Source organism: Mesorhizobium sp. NFR06 (genome assembly GCF_900115245.1).
Lineage (GTDB): Bacteria > Pseudomonadota > Alphaproteobacteria > Rhizobiales > Rhizobiaceae > Mesorhizobium.
In genome coordinates, this window is the sequence record NZ_FOVT01000002.1 from 126544 (window position 1) to 143252 (window position 16709).

Here is a 16709-nt window from a genome sequence, read left to right on the forward strand (position 1 = left end):
TTTGGCGCAATCCGACCTGCGATCCTGCCAGCCAAGGGTTTACCGGTCGTTGATGAATTTAGCGTTGCCGCTCACGCCTCCTTGACCTCTGGCTCATGCGACAATGCTTGCGCTTCGCCCGATGTTGCGACATGAGATGCGCCGCGGCCGCTCCTGGCCGCTTCCTAGGAGACACTCTGTCATGGCCTTTCTTGCCGACGCCCTTTCCCGCGTTAAGCCTTCCGCGACCATCGCGGTGACGCAGAAAGCGCGCGAGCTGAAAAATGCCGGCCGTGACGTGATCGGCCTCGGCGCCGGCGAGCCGGACTTCGACACGCCCGACAACATCAAGAACGCGGCGATCGACGCGATCCGCCGGGGCGAGACCAAATATCCTCCGGTTTCCGGCATCGTGCCGCTGCGCGAGGCGATCGCCAGGAAGTTTAAGCGCGAGAACAATCTCGACTACCGGCCGGAGCAGACCATCGTCGGCACCGGCGGCAAGCAGATCCTGTTCAACGCTTTCATGGCGACGCTGAACCCCGGCGACGAGGTCATCATTCCGCGCCCCTACTGGGTGAGCTATCCCGAAATGGTGGCGATCTGCGGCGGCACGTCGGTGTTTACCGACACCTCGATCGACAACGGCTTCAAACTGACGGCCGAGGTGCTGGAAAAGGCGATCACGCCGAAGACGAAGTGGCTTCTCATGAACTCGCCGTCCAACCCGTCAGGCGCGGCCTACACGGAGGCCGAGCTTCGGGCGCTGGCCGACGTGCTGCTCGAGCATCCGCATGTCTGGACGCTGACCGACGACATGTATGAGCACCTGACCTATGGCGACTTCGTCTTCAAGACCATCGCCGAAGTCGAGCCGAGCCTTTACGAGCGGACGCTGACCATGAACGGCGTGTCGAAGGCCTATGCCATGACCGGCTGGCGAATCGGCTACGCTGCCGGCCCGGTGGCGCTCATCAAGGCGATGGACATGATCCAGGGCCAGCAGACCTCGGGCGCTTGCACCATCGCGCAATGGGCTTCCGTCGAGGCGCTCAACGGGCCCCAGGATTTCATCGCCAAGAACAAGGCGATCTTCCAGGGCAGGCGCGATCTCGTCGTGTCGATGCTCAACCAGGCGCGCGGCATCTCTTGCCCCTCGCCCGAAGGCGCCTTCTACGTCTACCCGTCCTGCGCGCAGCTGATCGGCAAGAAGACCAAGACGGGCAAGGTGATCGACAATGACGAGGCCTTCTGCTCGGAACTGCTGGAGGCGGAAGGTGTCGCGGTGGTGTTCGGCTCGGCCTTCGGTCTCGGACCCAACTTCCGCATCTCCTACGCCACGTCGGAGCCTTTGCTGGAGGAAGCCTGCACGCGCATCCAGCGCTTCACCGCGTCGCTGACCTGATCGGCACGCGGCGAGTGAAGGAGAAAAACCCGGCCTCAGGTCGGGTTTTTTGTTGGCTGGCGTTCAGCCGCCATATTGCCCGTCGGAAACTTGCTCCAGCCAGTCGGCGTGGACGCCGTCCAGCGCCTCCTGCATGGCGATATGGGTCATGGCGGTTTTCGATCCGGCGCCGTGCCAATGCTTCTCGCCCGGCGCGAAGGAAATGACGTCCCCTGCTCTGATCGTCCGGATCGGCTCGCCCCAGCTCTGGGCGAGTCCGGCGCCTGCGGTGACATAGAGCGTCTGTCCAAGCGGATGCGTGTGCCAATGGGTGCGCGCGCCGGGTTCGAAACTGACCAATGTCGCTCTGAGCCGCGCCGGCGCTTCCTTCTCGACGATCGGCGTTTGCAGCACTCGCCCTGTAAAATAAGTCTCCGGCGCGATGATCGTCGGCACGCTGCCGCACGCAATGATCTTCATCTTTCAATCCTCGAATTCGTTGGTCGAAAAAAAGGCCGCGCGCGGCGTCTGGTGGAGCAGTTTCATCCTGTGGAGCGGCCGTTGCAATCGACTTCAGAGCGCGTCGCCTGAAACGGATTGAGGCGACGCCTGTTAAGCCTTGTTTGATGCATTTCGTTGTCCCAGAGCCGCTCCACACGTCTGGGCGACACGCATTGTCGGCGAGCGACAGCGCCGCTTTGTGCTCGCGCGTCGAGCGGGCGGCTCCATTAGGCTGTCTAAATACTGTCATAAACCGTTGTTTTTTAACCATAAAAACGGAGCCTTCATGCGATCGTTCAAGAAAGGGATGAGGCAACAGCCGCACTCAGTGTTTCTTAACGGCTGAGGTCCTAGCCATGTCGCGTGCTGTGGGGGCGCGGACATGAGTATCTTGGCGACAATCAAGGATCACAGCGGCCGTGTCTATCGCGGCATTCAGGCCTTGCTGGTGATGAGCGTCGCCGCTATCGGGCTCGCGGCTTTCGCTCTGGGGCAGGACGCTTCCCGCACTGGTGCGCTGGCCGTGTCGGCGACTTCGACCTGCCTGGCGCTCCTGGTGTTGATGTACATGCGCTCGAGTATCGTCCAACGCCTGCAATCGGCGGCGGACGCCGAGGCCGAGAAGCACAGCTTTCTCACGGTCGATGCCATGACCGGCGCCATGACCCGGCGCTATTTCATCGAAGCGCTGCGCGACGGGCTTGGCGGCTTGCGCAGCCGTCGCCAGACGAGCCTGCTTTTGATCGACCTCGATCATTTCAAGCAGCTCAACGACACGTTCGGCCATCAGTTCGGCGATCTGGCGCTGGCGCATCTGGTCGCGGAAGCGCAGCGCATCTTCCAAGACGGTGTCATCGGCCGGCTCGGCGGCGACGAGTTCGGCATCATGGTTCCGCACGGAGACGTCGCCCTTATCAACAAGGAGGTGCGCCGGTTGCTGGACGCGATGCGGGCCGGCAAGAGACATGAAGGCAAGATCATTCCGCTGTCGATCTCGGTGGGTGTCGCGTTTGCGCCGCTGCACGCTTCGAACGGCACCGAACTGATGCTGCTGGCCGACCTCGCCCTCTACGAAAGCAAGGCAAGCGGCCGCGGCCGCGTCACCGTTTTCGACGAGGAGATGCTGTCTGACAAACGTTATCGCCGGCTGGTGGAACGCGAGTTGCGCGCCGCCATCTACCTCGGCGAGTTGGAACTGCACTACCAGCCGATCGTCGATGCCGACGGTTCGGTCGAGGCACTGGAGGGATTGATCCGCTGGCGCCATCCAGTGCGCAGTCTGATCTCGCCCGCTGAATTCATCCCGATCGCCGAGCGCTCGACCCTGATCGACATGATCGGCGAATGGGTTTTCAAGCGCGCCTGTGCCGATGTCGGCCATTTTTCTGGACGGCGCATCTCGATCAACGTCTCCGGCGAGCAGCTGAAGCGCGACGAAATCGTCACGATGTGCGACCGCGTCCTGCGCGAAACCGGCCGGTCCGCGTCGCAGTTCATCATCGAAATCACCGAGACGGTGGCGACGGCCGCGACGCCCGAGGTCCTGAGGCGCCTGGAGGCGCTGCGCGGCCTCGGCTTCCACATCGCGCTTGACGATTTCGGCACCGGCCATTGCGGTTTCAACTATCTGAAGTCGCTGCCCATCGACAGCGTCAAGATCGACCGCTCCTACATCCGCAGCCTGGCGCATGACCAGGTGGCGCAGATTTTCGTTTCGGCGCTTGCCCAGATCGCGCGCATCCAGGAGATCGCCATCGTCGCGGAAGGGGTAGAAACCGCGGAGGAATTCACCCTCGCCAGGGCAGCCGGCTGCAGCCGCTTCCAGGGCTATTTTTTCGGCAAACCGGCGCCCCGCGACAAGGCGAGCGCGTTGTGCGCCGCCGCTCGCGAAACCCTCGCCCTCACAGCCTGACAAACAAGAAATGGCGGCCTGACGAACCCAAGCCGGCGAATGTCCTATTTTTCTTGCCCTCCCGGCAAACCCGTGTGACGATGACCTTGGGCAGGGGTGGATAAACCCCGCCCGCGACGGCCGAGCAGGCCGGCCGCCGCTCTGCACAGGGTGCGATCGGACGCAAAACCGGTTTCCACTTTTGCTGATCGCTCTCTTGGGAAACGCCTGAGTGGAGGTCAGCCATGGGTACTCGCGCCGGAGGACGACGCACGGGACCGAAATGCATTGCCATAGTCGGTCCCTTTGCAAGCGGTAAGACGACACTTCTCGAAGCAATCCTCGCCCGCACGGGCGCCATCCCCCGCCAGAATCCCGTCTCATCGGGCAACACCGTTTCCGATTATTCGCCAGAAGCCCGCGCCCACGGCATGAGCGTCGAGGCGACCTTCGCCAGTACGGAATTCATGGGGGAGCAGCTCACCTTCGTCGATTGCCCCGGCTCCATCGAATTCGCTTTCGAGGCCGAACCGGTGCTTGCCGCTTGCGACCTCGCCGTCGTCGTCGCCGAAGCCGACGAGAAGAAGATCCCGGCGCTGCAGCTCATCATGCGCAAGCTCGACGATCTCGCCGTCCCCCGCATCCTGTTCCTCAACAAGGTCGACAAGTCGATTGCAGGGGTGCGCGAGACGCTGAAAATGCTGCAGCCGGCAAGTTCGGTACCGCTGCTGCTGCGCCAGATCCCGGTGCGCAAGGACGGTGTCGTCATCGGCTCGATCGATCTGGCCCTGGAACGCGCCTACATCTACCGCGAATATGCCGAAAGCCAGGTCGCCGACATTGCCGACGACGACAAGGCGCGTGAACTGGAGGCGCGTTTCTCCATGCTGGAGACGCTCGCCGACCATGACGACCAACTGATGGAACAGCTTCTGGAGGAGATCGAGCCGCCGAAGGATGCGATCTTCGACGATCTCTCGGCCGACCTGCGTGCCGGCGCAGTGACACCGGTGCTGATCGGCACAGCCGAGAAGGGCAACGGCGTGCTGCGTCTGTTGAAAGCCATTCGCCACGACGCACCGGATGTCGAGGCAACGAGGAAGCGCCTTGGCGCGCCGGACGGCCAGACGGTGGTGCAGGTGATGAAAACCATCCACACCGCGCATGGCGGCAAGCTTTCAGTGTCGCGCGTGCTTTCCGGCCAGTTGGCCGACGCGGCCGAGCTTTTCCTTTCCAACGGCGATACGGCGAAGGTTTCCGGCATCTACAGGATGCTCGGCAAGGATCAGGCAAAGCTGACATCCGCCAAGGCGGGCGACACTGTCGCGCTCGGCAAGCTCGACAACGTCAAGACCGGCCAGACACTGAGCTCGGCCAAGGGCGGCATCCGGCCGCTGGTCACGCTGGAGCCGCCGCAGCCGGTCTTTGCCTTCGCGCTTCGTCCCAAGGAGCGCAAGGACGAGGTCAAGATGTCGGCGGCGATCCAGCGGCTTGCCGAGGAAGATCCTTCTCTCAATCTGCGGCACAACCAGGACTCCGCCGAAACCGTCCTGTCCGGTCACGGCGAAATGCATCTGCGCGTGGTGCGCGAGCGCCTCGAGGGCAAGAACCAGATTCCGATCGAAGGCCATGCGCCTGCGGTGCCCTACCGGGAAACCATTCGCAAATCGGCGCAGCAGCGTGGCCGCCACAAGAAGCAATCCGGCGGCCACGGCCAGTTCGGCGACGTGGTGATCGAGATCAAGCCGCTGCCGCGCGGCTCGGGCTTCCAGTTCACCGACACCATCACCGGCGGCGTCGTGCCCAAGACCTACATCCAGTCGGTGGAAACCGGCATTCGCGACTATCTGAAGACGGGTCCGCTCGGCTTCCCGGTGGTCGATCTCGCCGTCAACCTGTCGGACGGCTCCTACCACGCGGTCGACTCCTCCGACATGGCCTTCCAGATGGCGGCGAAGCTTGCGATGAAGGAAGGCATGACCGCTTGTTCGCCGGTCCTGCTCGAGCCGATCATGAAGGTCGAGATCGTCACGCCCTCCGATGCCACCTCGAAGATCATCGCACTGATCCCGCAGCGGCGCGGTCAGATCCTCGGTTATGACGCAAGACCCGACTGGCCCGGCTGGGACGTGGTCGAGGCGACCATGCCGCAGGCGGAAATCGGCGACCTGATCATCGAGCTGCGCTCTGCGACAGCCGGCGTTGCCAGTTATCGGGCGGTTTTCGACCATATGGCCGAGCTCACTGGCCGACTCGCCGACGAGGCGATGAACGCTAACGGCAAGGCTGCCTGACCGAAGCGGCCAGGCTGCCTGACCGTTCTTGTGCCGACGATACGAAAACGGCGCCCGGATGATCCGGACGCCGTTCCTATTGCGGGCCGTTTTCCTGGGAGGCAACGGCAGGTCCGCCGCATCCGCAAAAAATGGTTCGGACGCGGCAGCTGCCTGAGCCCGGTCATTCGAGCGATGCCCCCATCTCCCGAACCGACCAACCGCGTCCTATCGTCTAGTTAATCCATAGAGTGCGTCCGCGACATGTTACCCGATGTTACATGTCACTGTTACGTGGTGGATTCAGTCGTTTTTTTGCCGGCTCGATGGCGCGCGGGCAACAAAAAAGCCGGATCAATAAAGATCCGGCTGAGTTTGATTGGAAGTGCCGATTAAGGCTAACCTCCAGAGGGGAACACTCGAGGGCGCTAATGGGAGGAGAACGCGCCCCGGAGATGACACTATATATGTGCTCATCATGCCCAAGAAACAAGCATCTATTTTGCAACACACGCATGCAAAAAGACGCAGGCTGTGGTCCAACCTATCCCTGAGAGCCATAGACCAGCAAAATCGCCGATTTCGGGGCGATTCCGGGCCTGAAGCGACTGCTAAAATGCAAAAACCGAGCCGATTTGCTCGGAAATATGGGAGTCGGCAAAATGATGCCGATTTCGGCAAGCCGAGTTTATTTTTACGGCAGGAGTCCAATCATGCGGACTTTTTCAGCAATTGCCGGCAGCACGCTGTTCTTGGTGGCCGCGCCGGGCGTTGTCGCCTGGCTGCTGCCCTGGTTGCTGACCGACCATTATCATAGGCCGCTGTCGGCCGTGCCGGGCTTCGTGCCCGCGGGCGCGGTTCTGATGGTCGGAGCGGCCGCCATCCTGCTTCATGCCTTCGCCCGTTTTGCCCTGGAGGGCCTGGGCACGCCCGCTCCCGTGGCGCCAACCGAGAAACTGGTTGTCGGCGGCGTCTACCGCCATGTGCGCAATCCAATGTATGTCGCTGTGCTGGCGATCATCCTTGGCCAGGCACTGCTCTTTTCCAGCTGGCTCGTCATCGTCTACGGCTTGATTGCCGCAGCGGCGATGATCTCCTTCGTCAAATTCTATGAAGAGCCGACGCTCGCGAGCCGCTATGGCGCGGAATACGAAACCTACCGCCGGTCCGTTCCCGGCTGGCTGCCGCGCCTCACGCCGTGGCGTGGATGATCCGACCCCAGCGTGCGCCGAATTTCAGGTCAGGCCGAGTGGAGAACGATGGCTTCGAGAGGCACACGGGGAAACGCAGGAAGCCGCCATTCGCACGCCGGCCTCACCTGAATATTTCGCGCACCTGACCTGGCCTAGAAGGACCAGCTACGCGCCTTGGCGATGATGAAATCGCGGAAAACGTGCAGCTTCGCCTGGTTCTTCATCGCGTCGGGATAGGCGAAATAGGTGTCGAAGGACGGCACCTCTGTCTCCGGCAGCAGCTGCACAAGGTTAGTGTCCTTGCTGATCACGTAGTCCGGCAGCATGGCGATACCGGCGCCGCCTTGGACCGCCCGCTTGATCGACAGGATGTCGTTGATCTGCAGCGTCGGCACGCGCTGACCGCCCTCGAAATCGCCGACCGTCTCCAGCCAATTCAGCTCCGAGAGGTGCGACGGCACCGGCACGCCGAAGGTGACGATGCGATGGTTCTTGAGCTCGGCGATCGAGGCCGGCCTGCCGAACTTCGCGATATAGGACGGCGCCGCGTAGAGATGGAAATGCACCGTGAACAGCCGGCGCTGGATAAGATCCGGCTGCTGAGGCTGGCGCAGCCGGATGGCGCAATCGGCCTGGCGCATGGTGAGATCTAGCTCCTCATTGGCCAGGATCAGCTGCAGGCTGATCTCGGGATAGAGCTCGATGAATTCCTGCACGCGTTCGGTCAGCCAACCGGCCCCCAGGCCCACCGTGGTCGTCACCCGCAGCACACCCGACGGCCGATCCTTGGTCTCGGTCAGCCGCGTCTTGATGGTCTCAAGCTTCATCAGCACGTCATGTGCCGTGCGGAACAGCATCTCGCCCTGCTCGGTCAACACCAGGCCGCGCGCATGGCGATGGAACAGCGCTACGCCGACGTCATGCTCCAGCGCGCTGACCTGCCGCGAAATGGCCGATTGCGACAGGTGCAGCGTCTCGGCGGCATGGGTGAACGACCCTGCCTCCGCCGCTGCGTGAAATACGCGTAGCTTGTCCCAGTCCAGCGCCATGATTCCCCTCGCATTGCCCTTGGCGTCTGAATGAAAAATCAGGCTTTTAAACGGCCTTGTTCAGCCGATTTGTTATTCCGCCGCTTCGCGGTGAACCTCGATGCCCGCCAGATATTTTTCCGCCTCGAGCGCCGCCATGCAGCCAAGCCCGGCTGCCGTCACCGCCTGGCGATAGACGTCGTCGGTGACATCGCCGGCGGCGAACACGCCGGGCACGTCGGTGCGGGTCGAATCCGGAGCCGTCCATAGATAGCCGTTCGGCTTCTGCTTCAGCTTGCCGGCGAAAAGTTCCACCGCCGGCGCATGGCCGATCGCGACGAACACGCCGTCGACCGGCAGCTTCGATTCCTGGCCGGTCACGACATTGCGCAGCGTCAGGCCTTCCACCGAAGGCGGCAGCGGCGCCTTGCCCGGCCGTCCGGTGATCTCGTCGACGACCGTGTCCCAGATGACGCGGACATTGTCCTTCTTGAATAGCCGCTCGCGCAGGATCCGCTCGGCGCGGAAATCACTGCGCCGGTGGATGACGGTGACGCTCTTGGCGAGGTTCGACAGATAGAGCGCTTCCTCGACCGCGGAATTGCCGCCGCCGACCACAGCGACGTCCTTGCCGCGATAGAAGAAGCCGTCGCAAGTGGCGCAGGCCGAGACGCCGAAGCCCATGAAGGTCTGCTCCGACGGGATGCCCAGCCACTTGGCCTGGGCGCCGGTGGCGATGATCAGCGCATCGGCCGTGTAGATCGTGCCGGAATCGCCGGTGGCGCGGAACGGCCGCACATTGAGATCGACCTCGGTGATGATGTCGTTGACGATGTCGGTGCCGACATGCTCGGCTTGCTTCAGCATTTGCTCCATCAGCCAGGGGCCTTGGATCGGATCGGCGAAGCCGGGATAGTTTTCGACGTCGGTGGTGATCATCAGCTGACCGCCCTGCTGCAGGCCGGCGACGAGCATCGGCTTCAGCATGGCGCGGGCGGCATAGATCGCCGCCGTATAGCCGGCAGGACCGGAACCGATGATGAGTACAGGTGCATGCTTGATGTTCATGAAAGTCCCCTGCGGCGCAAAGCCGTGGTTTGTCGCGCGTAATGTAAGTGTTGGCCGCCAAGCCAGCAAGGCAACTTGGCCTTCGTCCCCGGAAAGCTGCGGCTCGTGCGGTTATTCGCACAACGGCTGTTTTCGTTACCGGGAAAAATCGCGCCGCCGAGGGCTGGCGCGGATACAAAAGTCGTTTAATTACAAAATTGCGAAAGATTCTTGCGCAAGCTGAGAACGCCATGCCCCTGAAAGCCGACCTCGACGCCATCGACTGGAAGATCCTGCGCGAGCTGCAGGGTGACGGTCGCATGACCAATGTCGAATTGTCGAGCCGTGTCGGAATCTCGGCGCCGCCTTGCCTGCGCCGCGTCAGGCGACTGGAGGAAGCCGGCATCATCCGTGGCTACCGCGCGCTGCTCAATGCGCCGGCGCTCGGCATGGACGTCGTGGCATTCTGCCTCATCGGCCTGCACCATCAGGCCGATGCCGAGCTGAAGTCCTTCGCCGAGCGCACGCGCGGCTGGCCGATCGTCCGCGACGCCTGGATGGTTTCGGGCGAATCCGATTTCCTGCTGCATTGCGTGGCAAGCGATCTCGGCACCTTCCAGAGCTTCGTCATCGAGGAACTGGCCTCGGCGCCGAACGTGGACACCGTGCGCACGGCCCTGACCATCCGCCGCGTCAAGGACGAGGGGCTGGTGGCGTTTCCGGCTCAAGGCAATTCCAGGGAAGACGTGCAACGGTAGGCTTGGCGGCTTCGCCAAAGCCTTCCTTGCGGATACGCCGGCTTGCAAAGCACCGTTTAAACAACAGCGGGCTGGCGCGCCCGGTTTTGAATCAACCTGCGATCAGAGCGATCGTATTGCGGTGAGCAGGTCCTCAGCATCCACCGCGTCGCGCAACGGCGAGACCGAAAGCCCACCTATCGTCGCGCCTTCGCCGTCGACGAGCCAGCCGCGCGCAAGACCGGCGCGCCGGCCGGCTTCCATATCGGCCGGCTTGTCGCCGACGATCAGCGATCGCTCCAGGTCGAGGCCGAGCCGGCGGCCCGCCTCCAGCAGCATGCCTGGGTTGGGTTTGCGCATCGGATGGTCGGCAATCGCCAGCGCTCCAGCACCGGCCTCGTGGTAGCCGCAGGCAAAGACCATGTCCACGAAGGCATTCTGTTCGCCCAACAGATCGAGCACGCGTCCGTTGACCCTAGCGAACGCATCCCACCCAAAATAGCCGCGCGCGATGCCGGACTGGTTGGTGACGACAGCCACCGGAATGCCGCGTTGGTTGGCGGCCTCGATGACCGGCGCGATGCCGTCGCGCAGCACCATCGCCGCCGGATCGTCGGGATAGCCCGTATCGACATTGATCGTGCCGTCACGGTCGAGAAACAGCGCCGGCCGGCCCGCCGGAAACGTCCTGTCGCCGAGCCGCTCTATCCACAGGCCAGGCTCGGCAAGCGGAAAGCCTGCGCTCTCAGCCATCGCTGAGACGCGCTTCGACCGCCTCGCACAGGTAGTGGTAGAGGCACAAGTGCCCCTGCTGGATGATCGGCGTCGAGGTCGAAGGCACATTCAGCAGGATGTCGGTGAGCGGCTTGAGCTTGCCGCCGGTCTCGCCGGTCAGGCTGATCACCGTCATGCCCATCGCCCGCGCCTGTTCGGCGGCGGCAAGGATGCTCGGCGAATTGCCGCTGGTCGAAATCGCCAGCAGCACCGCGCCTTCCGATCCATGCGCCTCGACCTGGCGCGAGAACACCGTGTCGAAGCCGTAGTCGTTGCCCCAGGCCGTCAGCACAGCGGCGTTGGCCGGCAGCGCAATGACGTTGTAGGCCTTGCGTTCCTTCAGGAAGCGGCCGACCAGCTCGCCGGCGATGTGGATGGCGTCGCTCGCCGAGCCGCCATTGCCGCAGATCAGCAGCGCCTTGCCTTGCGAAAGCGCGGCCACAACGGTGCTCACGGCGCGCTCCATCTCGTTGGTGAGGTCGCGCTCGACCATCGCCGAGATCGCCGCCGCGGAGCGGACCAGGTAGTCGTTCAAATCGGACATGAAACCCTCAGTTTGCGGCACGCAGCTTGCCGATCGTGCTGGTAGTGCTCTTGCCGGCGACGAGGTCGACCAAGACCACGCGCCCGCCCGCCTTCTGCACCACATCGGCGCCGACCACGGTCTCGATCGTATAGTCCGCGCCCTTGACGAGAATGTCGGGCAACAACACCTCGATCAGCTTGAGCGGTGTGTCCTCCTCGAAGACGACGACGGCATCGACCGAGGCAAGCGCGGCCAGCACGCAGGCGCGGTCATGCTGGTTGTTGACCGGGCGCCCCGGCCCCTTCAGCCGGTGCACCGAGGCGTCGCTGTTGAGGCCGAGCACCAGCCGGTCGCACTGGCTGCGCGCGGCATGCAGCAGGCTGACGTGGCCGGCGTGCAGGATATCGAAGCAGCCATTGGTGAAGCCTACGGCCAGCCCCTCTTCCTTCCAGGCGGCTACCATCCTGGCCGCGGCATTGGCGTCGAGAATGGCGTCGGTATGAGCCGTCGGCCCATGAGAGCGGAACAGCGCGCCGGTCAGTTCCTCGACGTTCAGGCGCGCCGTGCCGCGCTTGCCGACGACGACGCCGCCGGCCGCGTTCGCGATGACGGCCGCATGCACGCGGTCGGCCCCGGCGGCGAGCGACAGCGCGAAACTCGCGATGACCGTGTCCCCGGCGCCCGAAACGTCGAACACTTCGCGCGCCTGGGTCGAGATGTGGCGGGCATCCTCGGCGGAGACCACGCTCATGCCCTTTTCGCTGCGCGTGGCGACGATGAATTCGAAATCATGCGCGGCGATCAGGTCGCGCGCCGCAGCCATGATCTCATCGTCGGCGAACACCTTGCGTCCGACTGCCTCGCCAAGCTCCTTGCGGTTCGGCGTCACCGCCGTGGCGCCGGCATAGCGCGCATAGTCGCGACCCTTCGGATCGACCAGCACCGGCTTGCCGGCATCGCGGCAGATCGCGATCAGCTCGCCGGCGATTCCGTCGAGCAAGATACCCTTGCCGTAATCGGAGAGGATGACGATGTCGGCGCGGCCAAGGGCTGCCTGGAAATGATCGATGAGCGTCGCCCGCTCGGCGGAAGCGAGCGGCTTGATCTCTTCCTCATCGAAACGCAGCACCTGCTGGTTGAGCGCGCTGAAGCGGCTTTTCGAGGAGGTCATGCGGTCCTGGCGCTGCACGAGCCCGTCCGTGTCGACGCCGATCTCGCCGAGCATACGCATCAGGCTGTGGCCCGCCTGGTCGGCGCCGATCACCGAAACGGGAATGGCGGCCGCGCCGAGCGAGACGATGTTGGAGACGACATTGCCGGCCCCACCCATATTCAACGTCTCGCCCCTTCCGTGCAGCACCGGGATCGGGGCTTCCGGCGAGATGCGCTCGATCACGCCGCTGACGAAGCGGTCGAGAATGAAATCGCCCACCACCAGCACGGTGACGTCGCCGAACCGGGCGATGGTGCGATGCAAAGGCTCGGGGGAAGGCAGATGGTGCTTGATCATCTCACTGGCGCACGCGTGATGGCGGATTTTGAAAGGTTTGAAGCTCGGAATTTCCGGTGCTCGTCATATTCGCGATGCCGATATACCGCAATTCGGGCAAGCGCAACGGCAGGCCGGGGCGCCGTGGAAGCCGGCTGAGCAATCAGCTCCTCTACAAGGCAACGTGGACGCCCAGGCCAACCAGCACCGCGCCGCCCGCGCGCTGCATCAGCCGCTGCGCGCGTCCCGAACGCCGCAGCCGCGCGATCAGTGCGCCAGCAAGCAACACGCAAACGATATCGGCCGAGGAGAACATCAGATTGACGATCGTGCCCAGGACGACGAACTGCAGCCAGACCGGGAACGCCGCCGAGGCATCGATGAATTGCGGCAGGAACGCCAAGAAGAAGATCGCCGTCTTGGGATTGAGCACCTCGACGGTGACGCTTTCGACAAAGGCGCGCCGGGCCGATTTCCGCTCGATGGCAGGCAACGCCATATCCCCATCCATCCGTCTGCGGAACAGGGAAACGCCGAGCCAGATCAGATAGAGCGCGCCGACGAGCTTGACAGCAAGATAGAGCGGCGGCACCGCGTGAAACAGAACGGAAAGGCCAGCGGCGGCGGCCAAGACATGCACATAGCCGCCAAGATGGATGCCAAGCGCCGCCGTCAACCCCGACCAGCGGCCCCGCGCCATCGTCTGCGCGGCGGCGTAAAGCATGGCGGGGCCCGGGATGTAGGCGAAGATCGCCGTGGTGGCGAAGAATGCAATGAGCAATTCGGTCGACGGCATTTGTCCCTCATGAGTTGGAGACGACTGAAGCGGGAGGTTTGCGGCCTCACTGTGGCGCGCAGGACCGCCTGCTTTATCGACACTTCCGCACACCTCCCCTATAAGGGCCGGAATCTGCAACGGAGCAAGGCTGAAAAGCATGATCATCGTCACGGGCGGCGCCGGCATGATCGGCTCCAACATCGTCGCCGCGCTCAATGCCGAGGGGCATGACGACATCATCGTCGTCGACGACCTCACCGACGGCCACAAGATCGCCAACCTCGCCGACTTTCGCATCGCCGACTATCTCGACAAGGACGATTTTCTCGCCCGGCTCGAGAACGGCGGGCTCGGCCGTATCGAGGCCGTCTTCCATCAAGGCGCCTGCTCGACCACCACGGAATGGAACGGCAAGTTCATGATGGAGGTGAACTATGCCTATTCGAAACGGCTGCTGCATGCCTGCCTGGCGCTGCGCGTGCCTTTCCTCTATGCCTCTTCGGCTTCGGTCTACGGCGGCGGCAACGACTTCCGCGAGGAGCCGGAGTTCGAGCGTCCGCTCAACGTCTATGCCTATTCGAAGAAACTCTTCGACGATTACGTCCGCCGCAACGTTTTCGACACCGATCATTCGCAGGTTGCCGGCCTGCGCTATTTCAACGTCTACGGGCCGCGCGAGACGCATAAGGGCGCCATGGCCTCGGTCGCCTTCCATTTGTTCAACCAGGTCGAGCAAGGCCAGAACCCGAAACTGTTCGGCGCCTATGGCGGCTTCGGCCCGGGCGAGCAGAGCCGCGACTTCATCCATGTCGGCGACGTCGCGGAGGTCAATTTGTGGCTGTGGAAGCGCGGCTTGAGCGGCATCTTCAACTGCGGCACCGGCCGCGCCCAGCCGTTCCGCGCCATCGCCGAAACGGTGATCGACACGCTCGGCAAGGGCGAGATCGAGTTCATCCCCTTCCCCGATCATCTCAAGGGCAGCTACCAGAGTTTTACGCAGGCTGATATGTCCCGCTTGCGCGCGGCCGGCTACAATGGCCAGTTCCGCACAGTCGAAACCGGCGTCAGGGACTATGTCGAATGGCTGAAGGCCCAACGATCCTCGTGATCGGCCCACGCTGGGTGGGCGACATGGTCATGGCGCAGTGCCTGTTTGCGGCGCTGAAGGAGAAGCATCCGAACGCGGCCATCGACGTGCTGGCGCCGGCCTGGGCGGCGCCGCTGGTCAAGCGCATGCCCGAGATACGCAGCCAGATCGACTTTCCGCTGATACCGGGAGCGCTCGAATTCCGCAGCCGCAGGCGCTTCGGCCGCCTGCTGCGCGGCCGCTACGACATGGCCTATGTGCTGCCGGGAAGCTGGAAATCGGCGTTGATCCCGTTCTTTGCCCGCATCCCGCATCGTGTCGGCAATTTGCGCGAAATGCGCTACGGCCTGCTGACGGATATCGTGCCGTTGCCCGAAGCTCTGAAACGCCGTACGGCGCGCGCCTATTTTGGCCTCGCGCGCGGCGGCACGTTTCGCGCGCCGAGGCTGGCCGTCGACAAGGCCAACCAGGCCGATTTGCTGGCCCACTTCGGGCTGGCCGGCCGGAAATTCGTCGCCTTGATGCCCGGCGCTGAATTTGGCCCGGCTAAACGCTGGCCGAGCGACCACTATGCCGGGCTTGCCCGGGAAATCATGGCCAAGGGTCTCGGCGTCGCTCTGCTCGGCTCCAGGAACGACGCCGACGTGACCGGCGAGATAGCCGCCCTGGCGCCGGGCGCCATCGACCTTGCCGGCAAGACACGCCTCGAGGACGCCATCGACCTGATCGCAGCGGCGAAACTCGCGGTATCGAACGACAGCGGGCTGATGCATGTCGCGGCCGCCGTCGGCACGCCGATCGTGGCCGTCTATGGTTCGACCTCTCCGGAAAACACGCCGCCGCTCAGCGAGCGCTCGGAACTGATCTGGCTTCATCTGTCCTGCTCGCCCTGCCACAAGAAGGTCTGCCCGCTCGGCCACCTTAATTGCCTGAACACGCTCGATGTCGCGCGCGTCGCCGCCGCGGCCGACCGCTTGCTCAAAGTTGCGGCAGCCGCATGAAAGTGCTGATCGTCAAGACATCGTCGATGGGCGATGTCATCCACACTTTTCCCGCCGTTGAGGACGCAATACGCAATTCCCCCGGCATAAGCTTCGACTGGTGCGTAGAGGAGCCGTTTGCCGGGATCGTAGCGCTGCATCCAGCGATTGGAACCGTCCACAAGGTGGCGATCCGGCGCTGGCGCAAGAGGCTTTTCGACGGCCGCACGTGGCACGAGATGACCGGACTGCGCCGAGCGCTCCGCGCCTCCCGTTACGATCTGGTCATCGACGCGCAAGGCTTGTTGAAGTCGGCCCTTGTCGCCATCCAGGCCGGCGCGCCGGTTGCCGGCTTCGATCGGACCAGCGCGCGCGAGCCTTCGGCAACGCTGTTTTATCAGCGCAAATACGCCGTGCCGCGCGACCTGCACGCCATCGAGCGCACCAGGCGGCTGTTCGGGCTGGCGGTCGGCTACCAGCCTGATCTGTCGGCGCTGGAGTCCGGCATCGTGCCGCCGGCCGGCGACCTTTCCGGCATTGAAGGCAGAGCCGCCTTCCTGCTGCATGGCACCAGCCGAGCGGACAAGAAATGGCCGGTCGAGGACTGGATCGAAACCGCGCGCCAGCTAGCCGACCGGCAATTCACGCCGCTGGTCACCTGGTCGAACGAGGCGGAAAAATCTGTGGCGGAAGCCGTTGCCGGAGCCGTGCCAGGGACGGTGCTGATTCCGAAATCGCCGCTCGCGGACGTCGCCGCGATCCTCGGTCGCTCGGCGCTCGTCATCGGCGCCGACACCGGCCTCACCCATCTTGCCAGCGCTTTCGGTCTGCCGACCGTCGCCATCTTCCTGGCGACCGAACCAGGCCTGACCGGTCCGCGCGGAGCGTTTGCATCGACCTTGCTGGCGCCCGCCGGCGGCAAGATCACGCCGACTGAAGTGGTGACGGAGGTTGAGCGGTTGCTGGAGCGCAGCACTAGTCGTCAGGCAAAGCGGTGATAGAAATCCGCCAAACGGCCAGCTAAGTCTGCACTGGACCGAAA

Annotated in this window: 15 protein-coding genes; 8 read left to right on the forward strand and 7 right to left on the reverse strand. The window is 63.6% G+C overall.

Translation table 11 applies throughout. The annotated features are described in order from the left end of the window. Window positions 1-181: 181 nt before the first annotated feature. A complete protein-coding gene (locus tag F3H96_RS04755) occupies window positions 182-1384 on the forward strand; it encodes a pyridoxal phosphate-dependent aminotransferase (protein ID WP_149790785.1) in 1203 nt (400 codons plus the stop codon). A 63-nt stretch (window positions 1385-1447) separates the two neighbouring features. On the opposite strand, the gene F3H96_RS04760 is transcribed toward F3H96_RS04755, so the two are convergent. Then, the gene (locus tag F3H96_RS04760; protein ID WP_149790786.1) at window positions 1448-1843 is read right to left on the reverse strand and encodes a cupin domain-containing protein; all 396 of its coding nucleotides are present in this window, start codon (window positions 1841-1843) and stop codon (window positions 1448-1450) included. A gap of 403 nt (window positions 1844-2246) precedes the next feature. Between F3H96_RS04760 and F3H96_RS04765 the strand changes: the two genes are divergently transcribed. The 3 genes from F3H96_RS04765 (at window position 2247) to F3H96_RS04775 (ending at window position 7239) form a co-directional block, all read left to right on the forward strand. Then, complete coding sequence (locus F3H96_RS04765) at window positions 2247-3776, forward strand: bifunctional diguanylate cyclase/phosphodiesterase (protein ID WP_149790787.1); 1530 nt, start codon at window positions 2247-2249, stop codon at window positions 3774-3776. A gap of 224 nt (window positions 3777-4000) precedes the next feature. Further along, entirely contained in the window at window positions 4001-6049 is a 2049-nt protein-coding gene (locus tag F3H96_RS04770) for an elongation factor G (RefSeq protein WP_149790788.1), read from the forward strand. Window positions 6050-6741: 692 nt separating this feature from the next. After that, window positions 6742-7239, forward strand: coding sequence for an isoprenylcysteine carboxylmethyltransferase family protein (locus F3H96_RS04775; protein ID WP_149790789.1), 498 nt, complete (start codon window positions 6742-6744; stop codon window positions 7237-7239). A gap of 134 nt (window positions 7240-7373) precedes the next feature. Here the strand turns inward: F3H96_RS04775 and F3H96_RS04780 are convergent, their stop codons facing one another. Both F3H96_RS04780 and trxB read right to left on the reverse strand, forming a co-directional pair. After that, entirely contained in the window at window positions 7374-8270 is an 897-nt protein-coding gene (locus tag F3H96_RS04780; protein ID WP_149790790.1) for a LysR family transcriptional regulator, read from the reverse strand. A 72-nt stretch (window positions 8271-8342) separates the two neighbouring features. Next, window positions 8343-9317: a thioredoxin-disulfide reductase gene (gene trxB, locus F3H96_RS04785; protein WP_149790791.1), complete on the reverse strand. Its 975-nt coding sequence runs from the start codon at window positions 9315-9317 to the stop codon at window positions 8343-8345. A 230-nt stretch (window positions 9318-9547) separates the two neighbouring features. On the opposite strand from trxB, the gene F3H96_RS04790 reads away from it, so the two are divergent. Beyond that, window positions 9548-10054 carry an Lrp/AsnC family transcriptional regulator gene (locus F3H96_RS04790; RefSeq protein ID WP_149790792.1) on the forward strand — a complete coding sequence of 169 codons (507 nt, stop codon included), beginning with the start codon at window positions 9548-9550 and terminating at the stop codon, window positions 10052-10054. A 102-nt stretch (window positions 10055-10156) separates the two neighbouring features. Here F3H96_RS04790 and F3H96_RS04795 read toward each other — a convergent pair whose 3' ends face one another. The 4 genes from F3H96_RS04795 to F3H96_RS04810 form a co-directional block, all read right to left on the reverse strand. Continuing rightward, on the reverse strand, window positions 10157-10786 hold the full coding sequence (locus F3H96_RS04795; protein WP_149790793.1) for an HAD family hydrolase: 630 nt from the start codon (window positions 10784-10786) through the stop codon (window positions 10157-10159). Then, entirely contained in the window at window positions 10779-11351 is a 573-nt protein-coding gene (locus F3H96_RS04800; protein ID WP_149790794.1) for an SIS domain-containing protein, read from the reverse strand. Before F3H96_RS04800 ends, F3H96_RS04795 begins: the two co-directional genes overlap by 8 nt. Window positions 11352-11358: 7 nt before the next feature. Continuing rightward, a complete protein-coding gene (gene rfaE1, locus F3H96_RS04805) occupies window positions 11359-12843 on the reverse strand; it encodes a D-glycero-beta-D-manno-heptose-7-phosphate kinase (protein WP_149790795.1) in 1485 nt (494 codons plus the stop codon). A gap of 151 nt (window positions 12844-12994) precedes the next feature. Next, window positions 12995-13618, reverse strand: a complete 624-nt coding sequence (locus tag F3H96_RS04810; RefSeq protein ID WP_149790796.1) for a LysE family translocator — start codon at window positions 13616-13618, stop codon at window positions 12995-12997. 139 nt (window positions 13619-13757) lie between these two features. On the opposite strand from F3H96_RS04810, the gene rfaD reads away from it, so the two are divergent. From rfaD to waaC, 3 genes are read left to right on the forward strand one after another with little or no spacing between them, the layout of a single operon-like run. Further along, window positions 13758-14708 (forward strand): ADP-glyceromanno-heptose 6-epimerase, encoded by a 951-nt coding sequence (gene rfaD, locus F3H96_RS04815; RefSeq protein WP_149790797.1) that lies wholly within the window; start codon window positions 13758-13760, stop codon window positions 14706-14708. Next, window positions 14681-15688 carry a lipopolysaccharide heptosyltransferase II gene (gene waaF, locus F3H96_RS04820; RefSeq protein ID WP_149790798.1) on the forward strand — a complete coding sequence of 336 codons (1008 nt, stop codon included), beginning with the start codon at window positions 14681-14683 and terminating at the stop codon, window positions 15686-15688. Before rfaD ends, waaF begins: the two co-directional genes overlap by 28 nt. After that, the gene (gene waaC, locus F3H96_RS04825; RefSeq protein ID WP_149790799.1) at window positions 15685-16665 is read left to right on the forward strand and encodes a lipopolysaccharide heptosyltransferase I; all 981 of its coding nucleotides are present in this window, start codon (window positions 15685-15687) and stop codon (window positions 16663-16665) included. Before waaF ends, waaC begins: the two co-directional genes overlap by 4 nt. The last annotated feature ends 44 nt before the right edge of the window (window positions 16666-16709 follow it).